The following is an 18,102-nucleotide window of genomic DNA, read 5'->3' as shown; positions in this document are numbered from 1 at the left end:
GCCGCCGGGGCTGCTTGTCGACCTTGCGCGCCGCCGTCCGGACTGGTGCGTGTTGGAGATTGGTGACGCCCCGCCGCCCGAAGCGATCGATGGCCGCGTCTGGGGCTTCATCGACTGGCTCTGCCCCAGCCTGTCGGGCCTTGAACTGTGCCGCCGCCTGCGCGAGGCCGAGCCGACCCGCCGCGCGCATCTGACCATGGTGCTGGAAAGCGGCGATGTCGAAGCACGCCGCCGTGCCTTGCAGGCCGGGGCCGACGATTATCTGGTTGGCCCGCTTAACGCCGATGCCGTGCTGGGCCGCGTCGGGCTGGTCCCGCCAGTGGGGGTTTTGGACAATCGACGGGTGGTCCATCGCCACGGCACGCTGGCGATCGATTGCACGGCGCACCAGGTCCGCCACGAAGGCGGAGTGATCGCGCTCAGGCCCAACGAATTCCGCCTGCTCGTCCACTTCCTCGAACATCCCGACCAGGTGTTCTCCCGTGCGGCGCTGATCGAGCATCTCGGCAAGCATGCGCTGGGTATTGATGAACGCACAGTCGACGTGTGGATCGGCCGCTTGCGCCGCAGCCTTGTCGCGGCAGGCGCGGCGGACCCGCTGCGCACCGTGCGTTCGCTCGGCTATGTGCTCGATTCGCTGGATTGATCTGCCTCTCCACTTGATCCCCGGAGGCTGCTGACGCACATCGGCGCGGCAACAAACACGCTTCTGGGGAGTTCTTTCACCATGCCATCCGGCCTAGTCGCCCTGCTTGACGATATCTCGGTCATCGCCAAAGCCGCCGCTGCATCGATTGATGATGTTGGCGCCGCTGCCGCGAAGGCCGGGTCGAAGGCGGCCGGCGTGGTGATCGACGATGCTGCCGTCACCCCCAGCTATGTCACTGAATTCACGCCTGATCGCGAACTGCCGATCATCTGGAAGATCACCAAGGGGTCCTTGCGCAACAAGCTGCTGATCCTGCTGCCGGCGGCGCTGCTGCTCAGCGAATTCGTGCCCTGGGCGATCACTCCTCTGCTCATGCTGGGCGGCCTGTTCCTGTGCTATGAAGGCGCTGAAAAGGTGCTGGAAAAGTTCGGCGGCGAAAAACACGGTGAGACGCTGGGCGATGAGATCACCGACATGGCCGGTTTCGAAAAGGACCGTGTTTCCGGTGCAATTCGCACGGACCTGATCCTCTCGGCGGAAATCATGGCCATCTCGCTGGCCGAAGTTGCAGGCGAGACCTTGCTCAACCGCGCTATGATCCTTGCGGCGGTCGCGGTGGTCATCACGGTCATGGTCTATGGCGCAGTCGCGTTGATCGTGAAGATGGACGACATCGGCTTGCACATGGTCGAAAACCGCAAGACGGCATTTGCACGCTCCATCGGGCGCGGCCTGCTGCATGCGATGCCGGTGGTTCTGGCGCTGCTGTCGTCGGTCGGCACGCTGGCGATGTTGTGGGTCGGCGGCGGCATTTTGCTTCACGGCAGCCACGAACTTGGCCTGCACGGCCCCTCTGAAATCGCGGAGTCGGCGCGGCACGCGGTGGAAGCCGCAACCGGACCGCTCGCCGGCCTGCTCGGCTGGCTGACCTATGCGGTGGCCTCAGCCATTGTCGGCCTGATCATGGGAATGCTGGTGGTCTTGGCGCTGCACAAGGTGCTGAAGGTCGGCCACAAGGACCATTGATCCGCTGGTCGTCACGGATCAAGTCCGGGACGACCGGGCGTTACTTCAACGTCTGGCGGAAATGCCGCACAATCACCTGCCACGCCGCCCGCGCCTCGGGCAGATCTTCGCTGTAGATATAGCAATGGCCCATACCTTCGCTAACGATCAGGGTTGATTTCACCCCAGCCTCCAGCAGCTTGGAATTGGTGAAGATCGCCGGCGTCATGTCCATGGCGCGGGTGCCGGTGATGATCAGGCTGGGCGGATACTTGGCCATGACTGCGGGATGGAGGGCGGCGGAGAGCACTTCGTCGCTCATGTCCGCGCCGTCGAAATAGCCCTTGGTCATGTCGGCGGCCTTTTCACCGGGGCGGGCGGGGGCGGGAAAGGATCCGTCGATGGCCGAAGCGATCCAGGCGGAATCGCCAGCGCCAAAGCGCAGGGCTCCCGCCCCGAAAATTCCCAGGGCGCCCGGCTGGGGCAGGCCGCGCCTTGGCAGCCATGCGCCAAGCTGCGCGGCGAGCGCGCCGCCCGCCGAGCAGCCATAGACGCCGATCTGGCTTGGCTTGTAGCTCTTGAGGAGGTCGCGATAGACTTTCTCGACATCCTCGAGTGCGGCAGGGTGCTTCGCCTCTGGCCCCATACGGTAATTGACCGAGACGACCTTGTAATTGCCGGTTGTCGCAATGGGCACCGATTCGATCAGCGAGCAGCTTTCCCAGCAGGTGGTGAAAGCGCCGCCGTGGAGGTTGATCAGCACGCGGCGCGGCTCTGCCTTGCCGCCCTTGGGCGTAACGATGCGCGCAGGCACCCCGCCGACGGTGGTTTCGCTGACGTCGACGGCGAAATGCTTGAGGTAGCGGTCAACTTGCGGCTGGAGATAGCGGGCCAGCGCCTTGCGGGCGTCTGCAGGGCTCATTTCCGCGCGGGAGGTGTCCATGACCGGCATGCCCATCTTCGCCCGCGACTTTTGCTGGGCAAGCGCCTGGGGGCTGAGCAGGGTAGAGGGAGGAAGCTCGAAGGCCGGGACCTTGACCGTCCCATCTTCGGTGAACACCGGACGCGGCTTCGGCTCATCGGCGTGGAGGGTAGTGGTAATGGCGCTGGCGGCCAGTAGCGGCAGGATCAGGCGGCGCATGTTTCTCTCCCGGATCTTGTGTCCGGTAGGAAGTCTATTGCGCCAACTGCCAAACCGCCAGAGCGCCGCAGCGATGGATCAGGCCGCCGCGCGCATCGGCCGCGCTGCGGACATCGCCGCTGGCATCGGCACGGGCACCGGCTCGAAAGACGGGCGTGAGCGGGCGTAATCCCTGACCAGTTCCTTGAACACTTCGCCGTGAAGCGGGTGGTCGAATTCAACCCCGGCGGAGCAACCATCCTGCCAGACGACGGTGGACAGCTTGGGCTGAAGGCCGGGCAGCAGCAGGGTAATGGCATCGCCCATGCGCACGTCCGACATGCCTTCGATCCGCGCGCCGAACGGGGTCATGTCTTTCAGCATGATCGTGCCGCGAAAGCCCCAGAGCCGGTACTTGACCATCATGTCAAAGGCGATCCGCTCGGCCCGGCGCAGCTGGATTCCCATCGATTCAATGCTGTCGGACATTGCGTTTTTCCCCATTCCGATCAAACCTGAGGGGAAGGACGGAGGGCTAACAGCGGGATTAAGGGGTCCGGCTTTTTTGGCGGAATTGCGCTTGGCGCGATGGTTAAAATATGTGGTCGGAGTTGGCGATGCGGCGCAGCGAGCCGTAACAGCCGCCGATCAGCGGGATGCCGTCTGCGGTCTTCGATGGCGGCGGGCAGATCTGAAAGTCACCGCTGTTCATCGGCAACAGGTAGATGCGCGATTCCCTTGGATCGATGGCCGTAGTGACGTTCCCAGTGCAGTCGGGCTTGCCGTTGCTCGAAAGCGTCTTCGCCGCCAGCCAGTCGCCGGTGCGGTCGCGGATCGTGCGAAACGTCTTGGTCATCTGTTCCTGACCGCTTTCGACGGCCAGCTTGCCTTTGGTGAAGGTCCAGGTTTCGGTGCAGACCGGCTTCCTGGTCACGCTGTTGAAATCGGTGCTGGTGAAGCGGTAAGCGCCTTCGAACATGTTTAGTGGCATCACCTTGGGCGGCTTCTTGGCCGCCGGTTTCGCCAGAGCGGCCGCGGGCGAAGTCAGCAGGGCGGCAATCGCAATGAAAGTCCTGATCATGCCACGTTCTCCAGAATGCTCCGTGCAAAGGCGGAGAGGGTGTCATCGCGCGCGCCCATGATCACGATGCGGTCGCCCGGGCGGGCGAGTGCGATCATCCGCTTGCCGCAGTCTTCGCGCGCCGGAATGTATTCAGCGCTTCCGCCGCCCGCCGCAATCAGGTTCACAATCCGCTCGCTGCCCTCGCTGCGATCAACTGTGCCGCCGAAATAGACCGGATCGCACAAGATCGTCACGTCTTCGGGACCGAGCAGCCGCGCGAAAACTTCGGCCAGTTCGTGGCCCATCTGACGCAGCGGGCCATAACCGTGCGGCTGGAAAAAGGCGATCACGCGGCCCGGGTGCGCCTTCAAGGCGGAGAGCGTCGCCGCGCACTTTTCCGGATTGTGGCCGAAATCGTCGATCACGGTCACGCCGGAGGGCGATGTGCCGACAATGTCGAACCGGCGGGCGAGGCCGGCGAAGGTGGATAGCGCAGCCACGGACTCGCGCACCGGCACGCCTGCAGCACTGGCAGCAGCGATGGCGGCGAGCGCATTGGCAAGGTTGTGGCGGCCCGGAACCTGCAGGTCGAGCGGGTGTGCCGATCCATCGCGTCGGTCGACCACGCGGGCCGAAAGGCTGGTCGGCCGCTCCTGCACTGATCCCGGTTCCACGCCGATCATGGCACCCGGCGCATTAACCGCGAAGGTCACCAGCGCCTTCGCCCGACCGGCCAGCGCCGCACTTTCGGCATCGTCGATGTTCACCGCGCCAACCTGTGCCGCGCCAAGGAAATTGCCGAACAGCTCGCGCAGTTCCTCCATCGACTTGTGGTCAAGGCTGACGTTGAGCAGCACCGCGATCTGCGGCGTATACAGCGCGATGGAGCCATCGCTTTCGTCGACCTCGGAAACGAACACGCCCCCGTGTCCGACCCGCGCCGAGGCAAACGGCGCGCCCGGGGAAACGAAGTTCTTCATCACCGCGCCGTTCATGATTGTCGGGTCGCGGCCCGCCTGATCGAGGATCCAGCCGGTCATGCCGGTGACCGTACTCTTGCCGCTCGTCCCGGCGAGCGCAATGCCGCAAGGCGCGGCATTGAACAGCGCGGCAAGCAATTCGGCGCGGCTCATGCGCGGGCAGCCGAGTTCGCGTGCGCGGACCATCTCGGGCACGGTGGCCTCCACCGCCGCCGAAGCGACCAAAGTCTGCGCCGCGCTGGTCACGCCGCTGCCGTCCTGCGGGAGCAGGGTAAAGCCAAGGCTTTCCAACCAGGCGAATTTTTCCGGCGTGCGGCCCTGATCTCGGCTGCGGTCGGACCCGGCGATCTGCGCGCCGTGGCCCTTGAGGATCAGCGCGAGCGGCAACATGCCGGAGCCGCCGATGCCGCAGAAGAACCAGGGATGTTGGGTGAGGGAAGTCATCCCGGATCGGTATTCGGGCCGGGCGAGGTTGGCAATGATTTGGTTCGCGCAAAGCCCGCAAAGAACGCAAAGGGAGTGCGCCAAGCGCCGCAGGCATCCATCCTTATCAAATCGGTGATGATCGAATTTCAGACTGGCTTCGCCGCCGGCAAAAGCCCTTTGCGTTCTTTGCGGGCTTTGCGGGCTTTGCGCGAATCCAAAAACATCATCTACCCCAACTCCCCACATCTGGTTACAGCACAGACATGATCTCCATCGCCATCTGCGCCCCGGCCTGCCCGATCACGCAAGAGGACGCGGCTGAAGTTGCTCGCCTCGCCGAAGGGCGCGATATCGAACTGGTGTTCCATCCGCAGTGCTTTGACAGCGCAGGGCACTTCGCCGGGCCGGACGAGGCGCGGCTGGCGGCCTTCCTTGAATGCGCGAACGATGTCGCCTTTGATGCGGTGTGGTTTGCGCGCGGCGGTTATGGCTCGAACCGGATAGCCGAGGCGGCGATGGGCGGGCTCGGCAAGGCGGCCGAGGACAAGGCGTACCTCGGCTATTCGGACATGGGTTACCTGCTCGGCGGGCTCTACCGCGAGCGCATCGGCCGCCCGGTTCACGCGCCGATGCCTGCTGATATTCGCCGTGAGGGCGGAGAAGCGGCTATCACGAGGGTGTTCGACTGGCTGGAGGGTGACCGCAGCGGCGTCGAACCCGCGCTGGATCAGCACCCCACGGTGGCCTTCAACCTGACCACGCTCGCCATGCTTTGCGGCACCCCGCTGATGCCGGGGCTGGCGGGCCATGTCGTGCAAGTCGAGGAAGTCAGCGAGCACCTCTACGCCGTCGACCGCCTGTTCTTCCACGCCACCGCGCACTTCTCAGGCATTGCCGGACTGCGGCTCGGGCGGGTGGGGCAGGTGCCGGAAAATGACCGGCCATTCGGCGCTGAGGCGGAGGATATTGCCCGGTACTGGTGCCAGCGCCACGCGATTCCCTTTCTCGGCCGGGCCGACATCGGCCATGATGCCGCCAACAAGATCGTCCCCTTCGGACTTGCCACAGCGTAGCGCCGGCAATACGGCGCGCGCCACGTTTCAGATGGAGAGGTAGCTGCCATGCGCGCATTCGTATTCCCCGGTCAGGGTAGCCAGAAAGTCGGGATGGGCGTCGATCTCGCCGCAGCCAGCGCCGCCGCGCGCGAGGTGTTTCAGGAAGTCGATGACGCGCTCGGCCAGAAGCTCTCCGCGATCATGCGCGAAGGCCCGGAAGACGCGCTGACCCTGACCGAGAACGCCCAGCCGGCGATCATGGCCAATGCCATTGCGGTGCTGCGCGTGCTGGAGCGTGAAGGCGGCATCAACCTTGCCGAGAAGGCCGATTTCGTCGCCGGGCACAGCTTGGGCGAATATACCGCGCTCTGTGCCGCGGGGGCCTTCAGCCTTGCCGATACGGCGCGCCTGCTCAAGCTGCGCGGACAGGCGATGCAGGCCGCCGTGCCGGTGGGTATCGGTGCCATGGCAGCGCTGCTGGGTGCCGATATCGACAAGGCCACGCGGCTTGCCGAAGCCGCCGCGGAGGGTCAGGTCTGCACGGTAGCGAACGACAACGATCCCACGCAGGTCGTGATCTCCGGTCACCGCGAGGCGATCGAGCGCGCGATTGCCATGGTCAAGGATTTCGAGATCAAGCGCGGCCTGCTGCTGCCGGTCTCGGCCCCGTTCCACTGCCCGCTGATGCAGCCGGCTGCCGATGCCATGGCCGAAGCGCTCGCCAAGACGCCTCCCGGCGCGCTGCGGCTGCCGCTGTTCGCCAATGTCACCGCCGCCGTGGTCAGCGATCCCACCGAGGTCCAGCGCTTGCTGGTCGAGCAGGTCACCGGCCGCGTCCGCTGGCGCGAAAGTGCGATCGCCATGGCCGGTGCCGGCGTGGAGCAATTCGTCGAACTGGGCGGCAAGGTCCTCGGCCCGATGATCACGCGCTCGGTCGCCGATGTTTCGGTCACCAGCGTGATCGGCATGGCGGATATTGAAGATTTGGCGAAGGGACTCTGATTATGGACAAGATGTTCGATCTCACAGGAATGACCGCCCTCGTCACCGGGGCTGCCGGCGGCATTGGTTCCGCGATCAGCCATGCGCTGGCCAAACAGGGTGCGCGCCTCGCGCTTTCGGGGACCAACCCATCCAAGCTGCGCTCGTTCCGTGAGGAGCTGAACGACACCTATGGTCACGGCCATGTCGAGATCACCTGCGACCTGTCGAACACTGAACAGGTCGAGCACCTTGTGCCCGCCGCCGTCGATACGCTCGGCAAGATCGACATTCTGGTCAACAATGCCGGCATCACGCGTGACAACCTTGCCATGCGGATGAAGGACGAGGAGTGGGACGCGGTGATCCGGGTCAATCTGGAGGCCGCCTTCCGCCTGATGCGTGCCGCGACCAAGCCGATGATGAAGGCGCGTTTCGGCCGCATCATCACCATCACCAGCGTGGTCGGCGCGACCGGCAATCCGGGGCAGGTGAACTATGCCGCCGCCAAGGCCGGGCTTGTCGGCATGTCGAAGTCGCTGGGTCAGGAACTCGCCAGCCGCGGCGTGACGGTCAACTGCGTCGCCCCCGGCTTCATCCGCACCGCGATGACGGATGGTCTGCCCGACGGCCAGAAGGATGCGCTGAACAGCCGCATCCCGATGGGCCGCATGGGCGAGGGCGAGGATATCGGCGCTGCCGTCGCCTATCTCGCCAGCCGCGAGGCCGGCTACATCACCGGCCAGACGCTGCACGTGAACGGCGGCATGGCGATGCTTTGACGCCTATGCTGATCCAATTGGTTCGTCATTCCCGCGCAGGCGGGAACCCATCTCCCGATTTCGCCTGCTCCGGGGACGTTACGCCGCAGGGCCAGCCCCTGAGATGGGTTCCCGCCTGCGCGGGAATGACGGTATAGAGGGAGCGATCGGTTGATCGCCGATCCCGAACCTTGGCGAAACCCCGGAATTATCCCCAGATTCGCCCCTGCCGCGCCCCTTTGCGCTTGCCCGCGACGGACCCCGCGTTAAGGAAGAAAGTCCGAAAATTTCCGGTTTGCAGCCGATTCTTGTCCGCTGCCTGCCAGTCAAGGGTCTTTGCGCGAAAGCGCGATGGGGAATGGGACGACGATGAAAGCCACTATCGAACGCGCGACACTCCTGAAGTGCCTGTCGCACGTCCAGTCCGTTGTCGAACGGCGCAATACCATTCCGATCCTGTCGAACGTCCTGATCGAGGCATCGGGTGCCGGCGCGGTGAAGATCATGGCGACCGACCTCGACATTCAGGTCGTCGAAACGATGAACGCGGTCTCGGTCGACGTGGCCGGTGCGATCACTGTCTCGGCTCACCTGCTGTTCGACATTGCGCGCAAACTGCAGGACGGCAGCCAGGTCAGCTTGGAAGTCACCGACAACCGCATGACGGTGAAGGCCGGCCGCAGCCGCTTCAGCCTGCCGACCCTGCCGCGTGACGATTTCCCGGTGATCGTCGAAGGCGATCTGCCGACCAGCTTCGAACTGCCCGCCGCAACGCTCGCCGAACTGATTGACCGCACCCGCTTTGCCATCAGCACCGAAGAAACGCGCTATTACCTCAACGGCATTTTCCTGCATGTCAGCGATGACGAGCTGAAGGCCGCCGCCACCGATGGCCACCGCCTCGCACGCTATACGCTCAAGCGGCCAGATGGCGCCGAGGGCATGCCCGACGTGATCGTACCGCGCAAATGCGTTGCCGAACTGCGCAAGCTGCTTGAAGAATCACTCGACACCAACGTGTTGATCGACCTTTCGGCGAGCAAGGTGCGCTTCACGCTTGGCGGCGAGAACGGCGTCGTGCTCACCTCGAAGCTGATCGACGGCACGTTCCCTGATTACAGCCGCGTGATCCCCACCGGGAACGACAAGCTGCTGCGCCTCGATCCGCGCACCTTCTATGAAGGCGTGGACCGCGTGGCGACGATCGCCACCGAAAAGACCCGCGCGGTGAAGATCAGCCTCGACAATGACCGCGTGACGCTTTCGGTTACCTCGCCCGACAACGGTACGGCGGCGGAAGAGCTGCCGGCGGACTACAAGTCCGAAGGCATCGAGATTGGCTTCAACGCCAATTACCTCAAGGACATCCTTGCCCAGATCGATGGCGACAATGTCGAACTGCACCTCGCCGATGCCGGCGCGCCGACGCTGATCCGCAAGGATGACAAGTCGGCTGCGCTTTACGTGCTGATGCCGATGCGGGTGTGATGAGCAGATTAGGTCCTAATCTAGAAGTATTCAGTCGCTGCCCACTTTGCGGTGTAGCTTCGCCTAATCTGCAGTTTAAGAACAAATTGGCTTATTATGAAACATCGCCCGACGACGATCAATGGCTCGCTTGGTACATATATCAATGTTCCAAGTGCGGAGGGCCCGTGGCTGCGCAGTTTCGAGGCCCAAGAGGTGTAATTGCGGACGGGAGTCCCCATTTCAATCACGTGAGTTCTACAAATAGATTCATCCCTAAATTGGACAGTTTACCAAGTTCCGTTCCCAAAAAGGCGGCACGATACCTTTCACAGGCGATGGAAAGTGCACACGCTCCTGATGGCGCTGTAATGCTTGCGAATTCGGCCGTAGACGCGATGTTGCAAGCTAGGGGTCTCGCGGAAGGATCTGTTTACAAGCGTCTAGCGGACGCAGTCGAATTAGGTTTGATAACCAAAGAAATTCGTGAATGGGCGGATTCTATTAGAATTGAATCAAACAACCCACGCCATGCAGACGCCGATGAGCCTCACGTTTCAAACGAGCGTGCAAAGCTAATGGTTGAATTCGCTCGCGCATTGGCTGAAATATTATTCGTGTTGCCAGCCAAAGCGCTAACAGGAAAGTCTGAGGCAGAACGCTTAGACCACCAATAGCAGTCAGCGCTTCGCCGCCTCGATCATCGCACCCACATCAACAAACTTCTCGCGCGGGGAATCCTCGCGGGCGTTGGCTTTTTCAGCCTCATCGATGTTCTGCCAATCACGGAAACGGACGATCTTGAGGCTGCGCTGCTCGGCCAGTGCATCAAAGGCCGCGCGGCCGGGCTTGCCGCCCTTGGCTGCGCCTGATGCCAGATCCTCGACGATACGCTCGATGATCGAGAAGCCATCGGGCCGGTTTGTGCCGATCGTCCCCGAAGGCCCGCGCCGCGCCCAGCCGACGCAATAGAGCCCCGGCAGGATGCGGCCATCGACATTGGCGAAGCGGCCGGCGCTTTCCTCGAACGGCACGCCGGGGATTGGCGAGGTCTGATAGCCGATGCAGGCGACGACGAGGCTGGCGGGCACAACGTAGGTTTCCCCCGTGCCGACCGCGCGGCCGCCGTCGAGCTTCGTGCGCTCAACCTCGACACCCGTCACTTTGCCGCCATCACCTAGAATGCGCCTGGGTGAGGCGAAGAAATCGAACTCGATCTCCATGTCCTTGTCGGCGCGGTGGCTTTCGGGAATGGCGGCGAAGGAGCGCAGGTGCGTAACCGACTTGCGCTGTCCGGGTTCGAGCAGCGCGTCCTCACCTTCGTCAGGCAGGTCGGCCGGATCGACGCGCGGACAGGCGCGCTCCAGATGCGCCAGTTCGCCAAGTTCCTTGGTCGTCATGGCGATCTGATGTGGTCCGCGGCGGCCGAGGATGGTGATCTGTTCGATGCGCGATTGCTGAAGGATATCAAGCGCATGGCCAACGATGTCGCTGCCGGCGAATTCACCGCGCGTCTTGGCGAGGATGCGCGCCACGTCGAGCGCGACATTGCCGTTGCCGATGACCACGGCATGGCCGCCCGACACGTCGGGATCGAGCCCGGCGAACTGCGGATGGCCGTTGTACCAGCCGACAAAGGCGGCGCTGCCATGGACGCCGGCGAGGTCTTCGCCTTCCAGTCCCAGCTTCTTGTCATACGGCGCGCCGGTGGCGAGTACGACCGCATCGTACATCGCCTCAAGCTCGGCGATGGAGACATCCTCACCCACGGTGACATTGCCGATGAAACGCACATTGTCTGACAGGGCGACGGCCTCGTAGCGCCGCGAAACCCCCTTGATCGACTGGTGATCGGGCGCAACGCCCGTGCGGATCAGGCCGAACGGCACGGGCAGGCGATCGAAAATATCGACTACGACGTCTTCGCCCCACTGTTTCTGCGCCGCTTCCGCAGTGTAGTATCCAGCTGGTCCTGAACCGATGATTGCAATTTGCCGCACGCCTCACCCCAATACGTCTATTTCGTCATTTTCTGTGGGGACCATTTGCAATCGGAATCGCGGCAATGCGCAAGCGGTTTCTGCGATTTTCCACCAAGCAACGGCTGGGCGCGGTGTTCCACTTGTAAAATCGTCGAAATTTGGCGTGCGGTTAACCGTTTTGCAGGGGCGATTTGGCATTGTTTGGCGATGAGTACTGTCACGGGCCAGCGGGAGATATCCGCGCAGGATGCTGCGCGCCCGATGACGGCTGCGCCAGACACCTCTCTGGTGCCGGTAAATCAGGGGCCAAATCCGGCGATAAATTCTGGGCCGGCGCCGGTGAATTCAGGTTCTTCACGCCGCGCCGCGACCACCGCGAAAGTCCGCGGAAAACGCTATGTCCAGCGCTATGCCCTGCCGCCCGATTGGTGGCACATCGGGCCGATCATGGCCATTGTCATGCTCGGTAACGGGCTGACTTCGTGGTCACTGCCGTCCATCGTCCAAGGCCTGATCTGCGGGATCGCCATCGCGGTTGCCATGCTGGCGCGCAAGGCGATCTCCTTTGAGCAGGACCACGAACTGAGCCAGCGCGGAACTTATCTTGTCGTTGCGCTGATGGTCGGTTTGCCGATGATCCTGTTCGGCGCCGGCATGGGATTGTGGTTCGAAGCCGATGGCGTGCTGGGCGTTGAAGTCGCCAGCCTCGTGCTGCTCGACCTGATCTGCGCGATCAAGACCAGCGGGCGGTTGACGGCCCTGATTACCGGCAAGCTCGCCCTGTGGCTGGGCTTTCTCATCACTTCGTTCCATCCCGTCGTGCTCATGGCGATCATCGCTGCCGCCCTGATGGGGATCCATTCCTCACGCCAGCAGCAGCGCGAGGACAACCGCGCGCAAAAGGCGCAGGAAGAGGTCGAACGCGCGCAGCAGCGGGCCGAGCTGATCCTCAACGATTTCGAACAGACCCGCCAGGGCTGGTTCTGGGAAACCGACCGGCGCGGCATGATCACCTATGTCTCGCCGACCATCGGCGAGATCGTCGGACGCGAAAGCCGCCGCCTGATCGGTCGCCCCTTCACCGAACTGTTCATCCTCGATGACAAATCGCAGGAAGGCGAGCGCACACTGGCGTTCCACCTGTCCACCCGGTCCTCGTTTCAGGAACTGGCCGTCCACGCGGCGACGAAGAACCGCGACGAGCGCTGGTGGTCGATTAACGGCCTGCCGATCTATGACGACTACAACAACTTCCAGGGGTTCCGCGGGTCAGGCAGCGACCTGACCGAGCGCCGCCGCTCCGAAGAAAAGGTGACCCGCCTGGCGCATTACGATTCGCTGACCGGCCTCGCCAACCGGCTGCAGATGTCGCAGATGCTGGAGAAGATCCTGACCGCCCGGGCCGAAGCGCAGCGCACCTGCGCGATCCTGCTGCTCGATCTCGACCGGTTCAAGCAGGTCAACGACACGCTGGGCCACCCGGCGGGCGATGCCCTGCTCAAGCAGGTGTCGCAGCGGCTTGAACGCGTGGTCGGCCGGGTTGGTCGTGTCGGGCGTCTGGGCGGTGACGAATTCAAGGTCATCATCCCGGGCCACACACTCAATGCCGACCTTGCCGAACTCGCCCGCCGCGTGATTGAGGCGCTGTCGCAGCCCTATCTGATCGAAGGGCATCGCGTAATGATCGGCGCTTCGATCGGCATTGCCATGGCGCCCGAAAACGGGGTGACCTCCGAAGCCCTGATCCGCAACGCCGACCTTGCGCTTTACGCCGCCAAGGACGGGGGGCGCGGCCGCCACCATTTCTACGCGCCCGATCTTCATTCCGATGCCGAGGAGCGCCGCCAGCTTGAGCAGGACCTGCGCGATGCGCTGGCGGCTGGCGGGCTGGAGCTGCATTATCAGCCGGTCGTCTCGACCACGACCGAGAAGATCACCGGTTTCGAGGCGCTGCTGCGCTGGAACCATCCGGTGCGCGGGCAGCTTAGCCCGAGCAAGTTCATTCCCATCGCCGAAGACGCTGGGCTCATCGTCCAGATCGGCGAATGGGCGCTGCGCACGGCCTGCCATGACATGGCCAAATGGCCTGCCGGTGTGCGCGTGGCAGTCAACGTCTCGCCGTTGCAGTTCGCCAACCCGACGCTGCCGGCAGTCGTCACCAATGTCATCGCCGCCGCCCAGATTGATCCCTCGCGGCTCGAACTGGAAATCACCGAAAGCGTGTTCCTGAATGACAGCGACGGCACGGACGCGATGTTCGCCGCGCTCAAGCGGATCGGCGTGCGTCTGGCGCTCGACGATTTCGGCACCGGCTATTCGTCGCTGGGCTATTTGAAGAAAGCGCCGTTCGACAAGATCAAGATCGACCAGTCCTTCGTGCGCGGCGCGACGATTCACGGCAGCCGCAACGGTGCGATCATTTCCTCGATCGTCAGTCTGGCCGAAGCGCTCGATATGGAAACCACGGCGGAAGGCGTGGAGACGCTGGACGAACTCGATCTGGTTCGAATGCTGGGCTGCAGCCATGTTCAGGGCTTCGTCTATGCCAAACCGCTGACCCGCGAAGACGCCGAGGCGCTGCTGGAGCGCGGCCTTGGCGTCACAGCCGATGGCCCGCGTTCCGCCCGCAGCCCCCGCCAGACGATGCTGCGCCGGGTCATGCTGCAGCACGGAGCGCAGCGATATGACGCGACGATCCGCAACATCTCGCGCACCGGGGCGCTGGTATCGGGGCTGTGGAACGTGCCGTCGGGCACCGTATTCACGCTCGAACTGGGCGAAGGCCAGGTGATAACCATCACTTCGCGCTGGTCGAAGGAAGACCGCATGGGCATCGAATTTTCCCGGCCGCTCGATATTGACGAGAACGGCCGCGTTGTCCTCATGCCCGAGCCGGTGAAGCGGCCGCTGCTGGATCGATCAAGGCTGCTGAAAGCGGGATAGGCCGAGGGCTTTCCCCAAGGGCATACCCGTAAACCTTGGTGGTTGGTTAACCATTACGGGTTTACAAGTGCATCCAAGCCGCACCGCGCTTATTGCCCGGACGCCGGCCAGAGGCACAGATGATCAGAAGGCTTGGCAACTTCCGGCGCAGCGCATCCTCCACCGAGGCACGACCCGTGCTGTCGGTAGACGAGGAGCGCGAGGCGCTGGCCGCCCTTCGCGATTACGAGGAATCGGGCCTCGGCTGGTTCTGGACCACCGATGCCGATGGCCTGCTGCGTTATGTTTCGTCCAGCGTTGCCAAGGCCCTGGGCAAGGAGCCCGGCGAACTGGTCGGCCAGCCGCTTGGCGCCCTGTTCTTTCTCGATAACGAGGAACGGCAGGATACCGGCCGCACGCTGCCCCTTGCGCTCGCCTCGCACAAGACATTCGCCGACTTTCCGTTGCGCGCCCGGCGCGAGGGCGCGGAGATCTGGTGGTCGGTTTCTGGTCGTACGCAATTGGATGCCCAGGGCGAATTCATCGGCTTTCGCGGAAATGGCGTCGATATCACCGAACAACTGCGCGAAAAGCGCGACACCAGCCGGCTCGCCAAGTTCGATTCGCTGACCGGGCTGAACAACCGTTTCACCATGGGGCAGCGGCTGGAATCGACGCTGAGCGCCTACAAGTCGAGCCAGCGCTCGTGCTCGCTGATGATGATCGACCTCGACCGGTTCAAGCAGGTCAACGATACGCTGGGCCATCCGGTGGGTGATGCGCTGCTCAAACAGGTGGCCGAACGGCTGCGCGGCGTGATTGGCAAGGATGGCGAGATCGGCCGCCTGGGCGGGGACGAGTTCCAGATCATCCTCCCCGACTGCGAAGACCGCGGCAAGCTGGGCGACATTGCCAAGAAGATCATCGCGCTGGTCTCGCAGCCCTATTCGATCGACAATTCGCGCTGCGTTATTGGGGCGTCGATCGGCATTGCCGTGGCGCCGTTCGATGGCGCAACCAGCGAGGAACTGGTCCGCAACGCCGATCTGGCGCTTTACGCGGCCAAGGGCGGCGGACGCGGGCAGTTCCGCTTCTTCTCGATCGAACTGCAGAACACCGCCGAAAAGCGCAAGGTGCTGGAAGAAGACCTCCGCCATGCGCTGGCAGAAGGTCAGATCCGGCTCGCTTACCAGCCGATTGTAACTCCGGCGACCAACACGGTCTGCGGCTTCGAGGCGCTGATGCGCTGGGAGCACCCCGAATTCGGCGAATTGTCACCGTCGATGTTCATTCCCATCGCCGAGGAATCGGACCTGATCGTCGGGCTCAGCGAATGGGCCATCCGCGAGGCCTGCCGCGAGGCGGCGCAGTGGCCGGGCAATCTGTTCGTCGCGGTCAATATCGCGCCTGCCCACCTGGCGCACAACGGCTTCATGTCCGGACTGATGCAGGCCCTGGCCGAGGCGGAACTGCCCGGCGACCGGCTTGAACTGGAATTCAACGAAGCGGTTTTCGGCGTCAGCGAAGAGCTGATCAACGAGATCTTTGGCGAACTGAAGACGCTGGGCGTGCGCGTCACGCTCGACAATTTCGGGGCCGGCATCTCGCCCCTCGGGCGGCTGCGCAACCATCACTTCAACAAGGTCAAGATCGACCGGCAGGTGGTTCAGAACATGGCGGCGGGCCGCTCACGCTGTTCGGCGATCGGTGCGTCCATCGTCACGCTGTCGCGGCAGCTGGGCATGACCGCGATTGCCGTGGGTGTCGAGGCGCGCGACGAATTGAAGGCCATGCAGGACCTCGGTATCGAGCAGGTGCAGGGCTACATCTATTCACCGCCGTGCGGGATCGAGGAAGTGATCGACGCGCTGGCCACCGGCCTGTGGATCATCGAGCCCGATGGTCCGGCTCGCCAGCGTGCCGACCGCCGCTCGGTCTATCGCCGCGTCGGAGTGATCCACGAAGACTTCCGCTATGACGTGATCATGCGCAACCTCAGCCGGGGCGGGGCGCTGGTCGAAGGTCTGTTCGACGTTCCCGTTGGCACCGAATTCGTCATCGATCTGGGCGAGGGGCAACTGATGGTTTCCATCGTGCGCCGGTCGGATGGCGCGATTCAGGGGCTCGAGTTCGAAAGCGCGCTGGTGGATGACGGCGCCGGCGGCCTGTGCACCCGCCACCGCGTGCCGCGCCACCTGCTTGATGCGATGGGTATGCCAGCGCCCGGCAGCACCGCCGCGGTGGTCGCGCTCAACACCAGCGGGGGTATGCACCTGCCCAAGTTCGCCACCATGGAAACCGCCGGAAAGACGGGCAAAGCCGCCTGAATGCGCTGATGGCGTGACACCTTGTAGCGGCGCTGCTAACGGGCCGGGATGACTGATCTCGCCCTTATCCGAAACTTCTCGATTATCGCACACATCGACCACGGCAAGTCCACGCTGGCTGACCGGCTGATCCAGCACACCGGCGGGCTGACCGAGCGTGAAATGAGCGCGCAAGTCCTTGATAACATGGACATCGAGAAAGAGCGCGGGATCACCATCAAGGCGCAGACCGTGCGCCTGAACTACACGGCCAAGGATGGGATCACCTATGAGCTGAACCTCATGGACACCCCCGGCCACGTCGACTTCGCCTACGAGGTCTCCCGCAGCCTCGCCGCCTGCGAGGGCGCGCTGCTGGTAGTTGACGCGGCGCAGGGCGTGGAAGCGCAGACCCTCGCCAACGTCTACCAGTCGATCGAACACGACCACGAGATCGTCCCCGTCATCAACAAGATCGACCTCCCCGCCGCCGAACCCGAAAAGGTCAAGGCCGAGATCGAGGAGGTCATCGGTCTCGACGCCAGCCAGGCCGTGCTCACCTCGGCGAAAAGCGGTATCGGCATCGCCGAAGTGCTGGAAGCCATCGTCACCCGCATCCCCCCGCCCAAGGGTGATCGCACCGCCCCGTTGAAGGCAATGCTGGTCGATTCCTGGTACGATTCCTACCTCGGCGTCGTCATCCTCGTTCGCGTGATCGACGGGGTGATCAAAAAGGGCCTGAACGTGAAGTTCATGGCCGGCGGCACCGAACACCTGATTGACCGCGTCGGTTGCATGACGCCCAAGCTGGAAGTGCTCGAAGAACTCGGCCCCGGCGAAATCGGCATCATCACCGCGCAGATCAAGGACGTTGCCCAGGCCCGCGTCGGTGACACGATCACCACGGTCAAGGGCGGGGCTGTCGCCCCTTTGGCGGGCTTCAAGGAAGTCCAGCCGGTGGTGTTCTGCGGCCTGTTCCCGGTCGACGCCGCTGATTTCGAAAAGCTGCGCGAATCCATCGCCCGCCTGCGCCTCAACGACGCCTCGTTCAGCTTCGAAATGGAGAGCAGCGCCGCATTGGGCTTCGGCTTCCGCTGCGGCTTCCTTGGCCTGCTCCACCTCGAGATCATCCAGGAGCGTCTGACGCGCGAATACGATCTTGACCTGATCACAACCGCCCCCAGCGTCGTCTACCGCATCCAGCTGCGCAAATCGAAGACCGACGACGCGCGCGAGATCCTGCTGCACAACCCGGCCGACTATCCCGATCCCAGCCGGATCGAAACGATCGAGGAGCCGTGGATCAAGGCGGTGATCTACACGCCCGACGAATACCTCGGCTCGATCCTCAAGCTCTGCCAGGACCGGCGCGGCGTGCAGACCGG

16 protein-coding genes are annotated in these 18,102 nt (G+C 63.6%); 11 read left to right on the top strand and 5 right to left on the bottom strand.

Going from position 1 to position 18,102, the window contains the following annotated elements; all coding sequences use genetic code 11:
* Nucleotides 1–646: response regulator transcription factor (locus RMO89_RS16785; protein WP_310534569.1), on the top strand; the 646-nt coding region annotated here is incomplete at its 5' end.
* Between the two features lie 81 nt (nt 647–727).
* Nucleotides 728–1,675 (top strand): DUF808 domain-containing protein, encoded by a 948-nt coding sequence (locus tag RMO89_RS16780; RefSeq protein WP_310534568.1) that lies wholly within the window; start codon nt 728–730, stop codon nt 1,673–1,675.
* 40 nt (nt 1,676–1,715) lie between these two features.
* Here RMO89_RS16780 and RMO89_RS16775 read toward each other — a convergent pair whose 3' ends face one another.
* The 4 genes from RMO89_RS16775 to RMO89_RS16760 form a co-directional block, all read right to left on the bottom strand.
* Entirely contained in the window at nt 1,716–2,795 is a 1,080-nt protein-coding gene (locus RMO89_RS16775; protein ID WP_310534566.1) for an alpha/beta hydrolase, read from the bottom strand.
* A 78-nt stretch (nt 2,796–2,873) separates the two neighbouring features.
* A complete protein-coding gene (locus tag RMO89_RS16770) occupies nt 2,874–3,263 on the bottom strand; it encodes a hypothetical protein (protein ID WP_310534565.1) in 390 nt (129 codons plus the stop codon).
* 103 nt (nt 3,264–3,366) lie between these two features.
* Entirely contained in the window at nt 3,367–3,855 is a 489-nt protein-coding gene (locus RMO89_RS16765; RefSeq protein WP_310534564.1) for a hypothetical protein, read from the bottom strand.
* The gene (locus RMO89_RS16760; protein ID WP_310534563.1) at nt 3,852–5,261 is read right to left on the bottom strand and encodes a glutamate ligase domain-containing protein; all 1,410 of its coding nucleotides are present in this window, start codon (nt 5,259–5,261) and stop codon (nt 3,852–3,854) included. Before RMO89_RS16760 ends, RMO89_RS16765 begins: the two co-directional genes overlap by 4 nt.
* Between RMO89_RS16760 and RMO89_RS16755 the strand changes: the two genes are divergently transcribed.
* The 6 genes from RMO89_RS16755 (at nt 5,241) to RMO89_RS16730 (ending at nt 10,184) form a co-directional block, all read left to right on the top strand.
* The gene (locus RMO89_RS16755; protein WP_310534562.1) at nt 5,241–5,510 is read left to right on the top strand and encodes a hypothetical protein; all 270 of its coding nucleotides are present in this window, start codon (nt 5,241–5,243) and stop codon (nt 5,508–5,510) included. The two genes, RMO89_RS16760 and RMO89_RS16755, sit on opposite strands and share 21 nt — an antisense overlap.
* Nucleotides 5,507–6,316, top strand: coding sequence for an LD-carboxypeptidase (locus tag RMO89_RS16750; protein ID WP_310534561.1), 810 nt, complete (start codon nt 5,507–5,509; stop codon nt 6,314–6,316). The genes RMO89_RS16755 and RMO89_RS16750 overlap by 4 nt, the downstream gene beginning before the upstream one ends.
* Before the next feature lie 48 nt (nt 6,317–6,364).
* The gene (gene fabD, locus RMO89_RS16745) at nt 6,365–7,300 is read left to right on the top strand and encodes an ACP S-malonyltransferase (RefSeq protein WP_310534560.1); all 936 of its coding nucleotides are present in this window, start codon (nt 6,365–6,367) and stop codon (nt 7,298–7,300) included.
* An 11-nt stretch (nt 7,301–7,311) separates the two neighbouring features.
* A complete protein-coding gene (gene fabG / locus RMO89_RS16740) occupies nt 7,312–8,061 on the top strand; it encodes a 3-oxoacyl-[acyl-carrier-protein] reductase (RefSeq protein WP_310534558.1) in 750 nt (249 codons plus the stop codon).
* A gap of 348 nt (nt 8,062–8,409) precedes the next feature.
* Nucleotides 8,410–9,528, top strand: coding sequence for a DNA polymerase III subunit beta (gene dnaN, locus RMO89_RS16735; RefSeq protein ID WP_310534557.1), 1,119 nt, complete (start codon nt 8,410–8,412; stop codon nt 9,526–9,528).
* A 317-nt stretch (nt 9,529–9,845) separates the two neighbouring features.
* Entirely contained in the window at nt 9,846–10,184 is a 339-nt protein-coding gene (locus RMO89_RS16730) for a DUF4145 domain-containing protein (RefSeq protein ID WP_310534555.1), read from the top strand.
* Between the two features lie 3 nt (nt 10,185–10,187).
* Here RMO89_RS16730 and RMO89_RS16725 read toward each other — a convergent pair whose 3' ends face one another.
* Nucleotides 10,188–11,507 carry an FAD-dependent oxidoreductase gene (locus tag RMO89_RS16725; protein ID WP_310534553.1) on the bottom strand — a complete coding sequence of 440 codons (1,320 nt, stop codon included), beginning with the start codon at nt 11,505–11,507 and terminating at the stop codon, nt 10,188–10,190.
* A gap of 189 nt (nt 11,508–11,696) precedes the next feature.
* On the opposite strand from RMO89_RS16725, the gene RMO89_RS16720 reads away from it, so the two are divergent.
* The 3 genes from RMO89_RS16720 to lepA form a co-directional block, all read left to right on the top strand.
* Nucleotides 11,697–14,432 (top strand): EAL domain-containing protein, encoded by a 2,736-nt coding sequence (locus RMO89_RS16720; protein ID WP_310534552.1) that lies wholly within the window; start codon nt 11,697–11,699, stop codon nt 14,430–14,432.
* A 119-nt stretch (nt 14,433–14,551) separates the two neighbouring features.
* Complete coding sequence (locus tag RMO89_RS16715) at nt 14,552–16,738, top strand: EAL domain-containing protein (RefSeq protein WP_310534550.1); 2,187 nt, start codon at nt 14,552–14,554, stop codon at nt 16,736–16,738.
* A 48-nt stretch (nt 16,739–16,786) separates the two neighbouring features.
* A partial coding sequence (gene lepA / locus RMO89_RS16710) for a translation elongation factor 4 (RefSeq protein ID WP_310534549.1) occupies nt 16,787–18,102 on the top strand: 1,316 nt, incomplete at its 3' end.

It is taken from the genome of Novosphingobium sp. (genome assembly GCF_031424035.1).
Lineage (GTDB): Bacteria > Pseudomonadota > Alphaproteobacteria > Sphingomonadales > Sphingomonadaceae > Novosphingobium.
The sequence above is the reverse complement of the archived record's forward strand: the minus strand, read 5'-3'. Positions and strand labels throughout refer to the sequence as shown.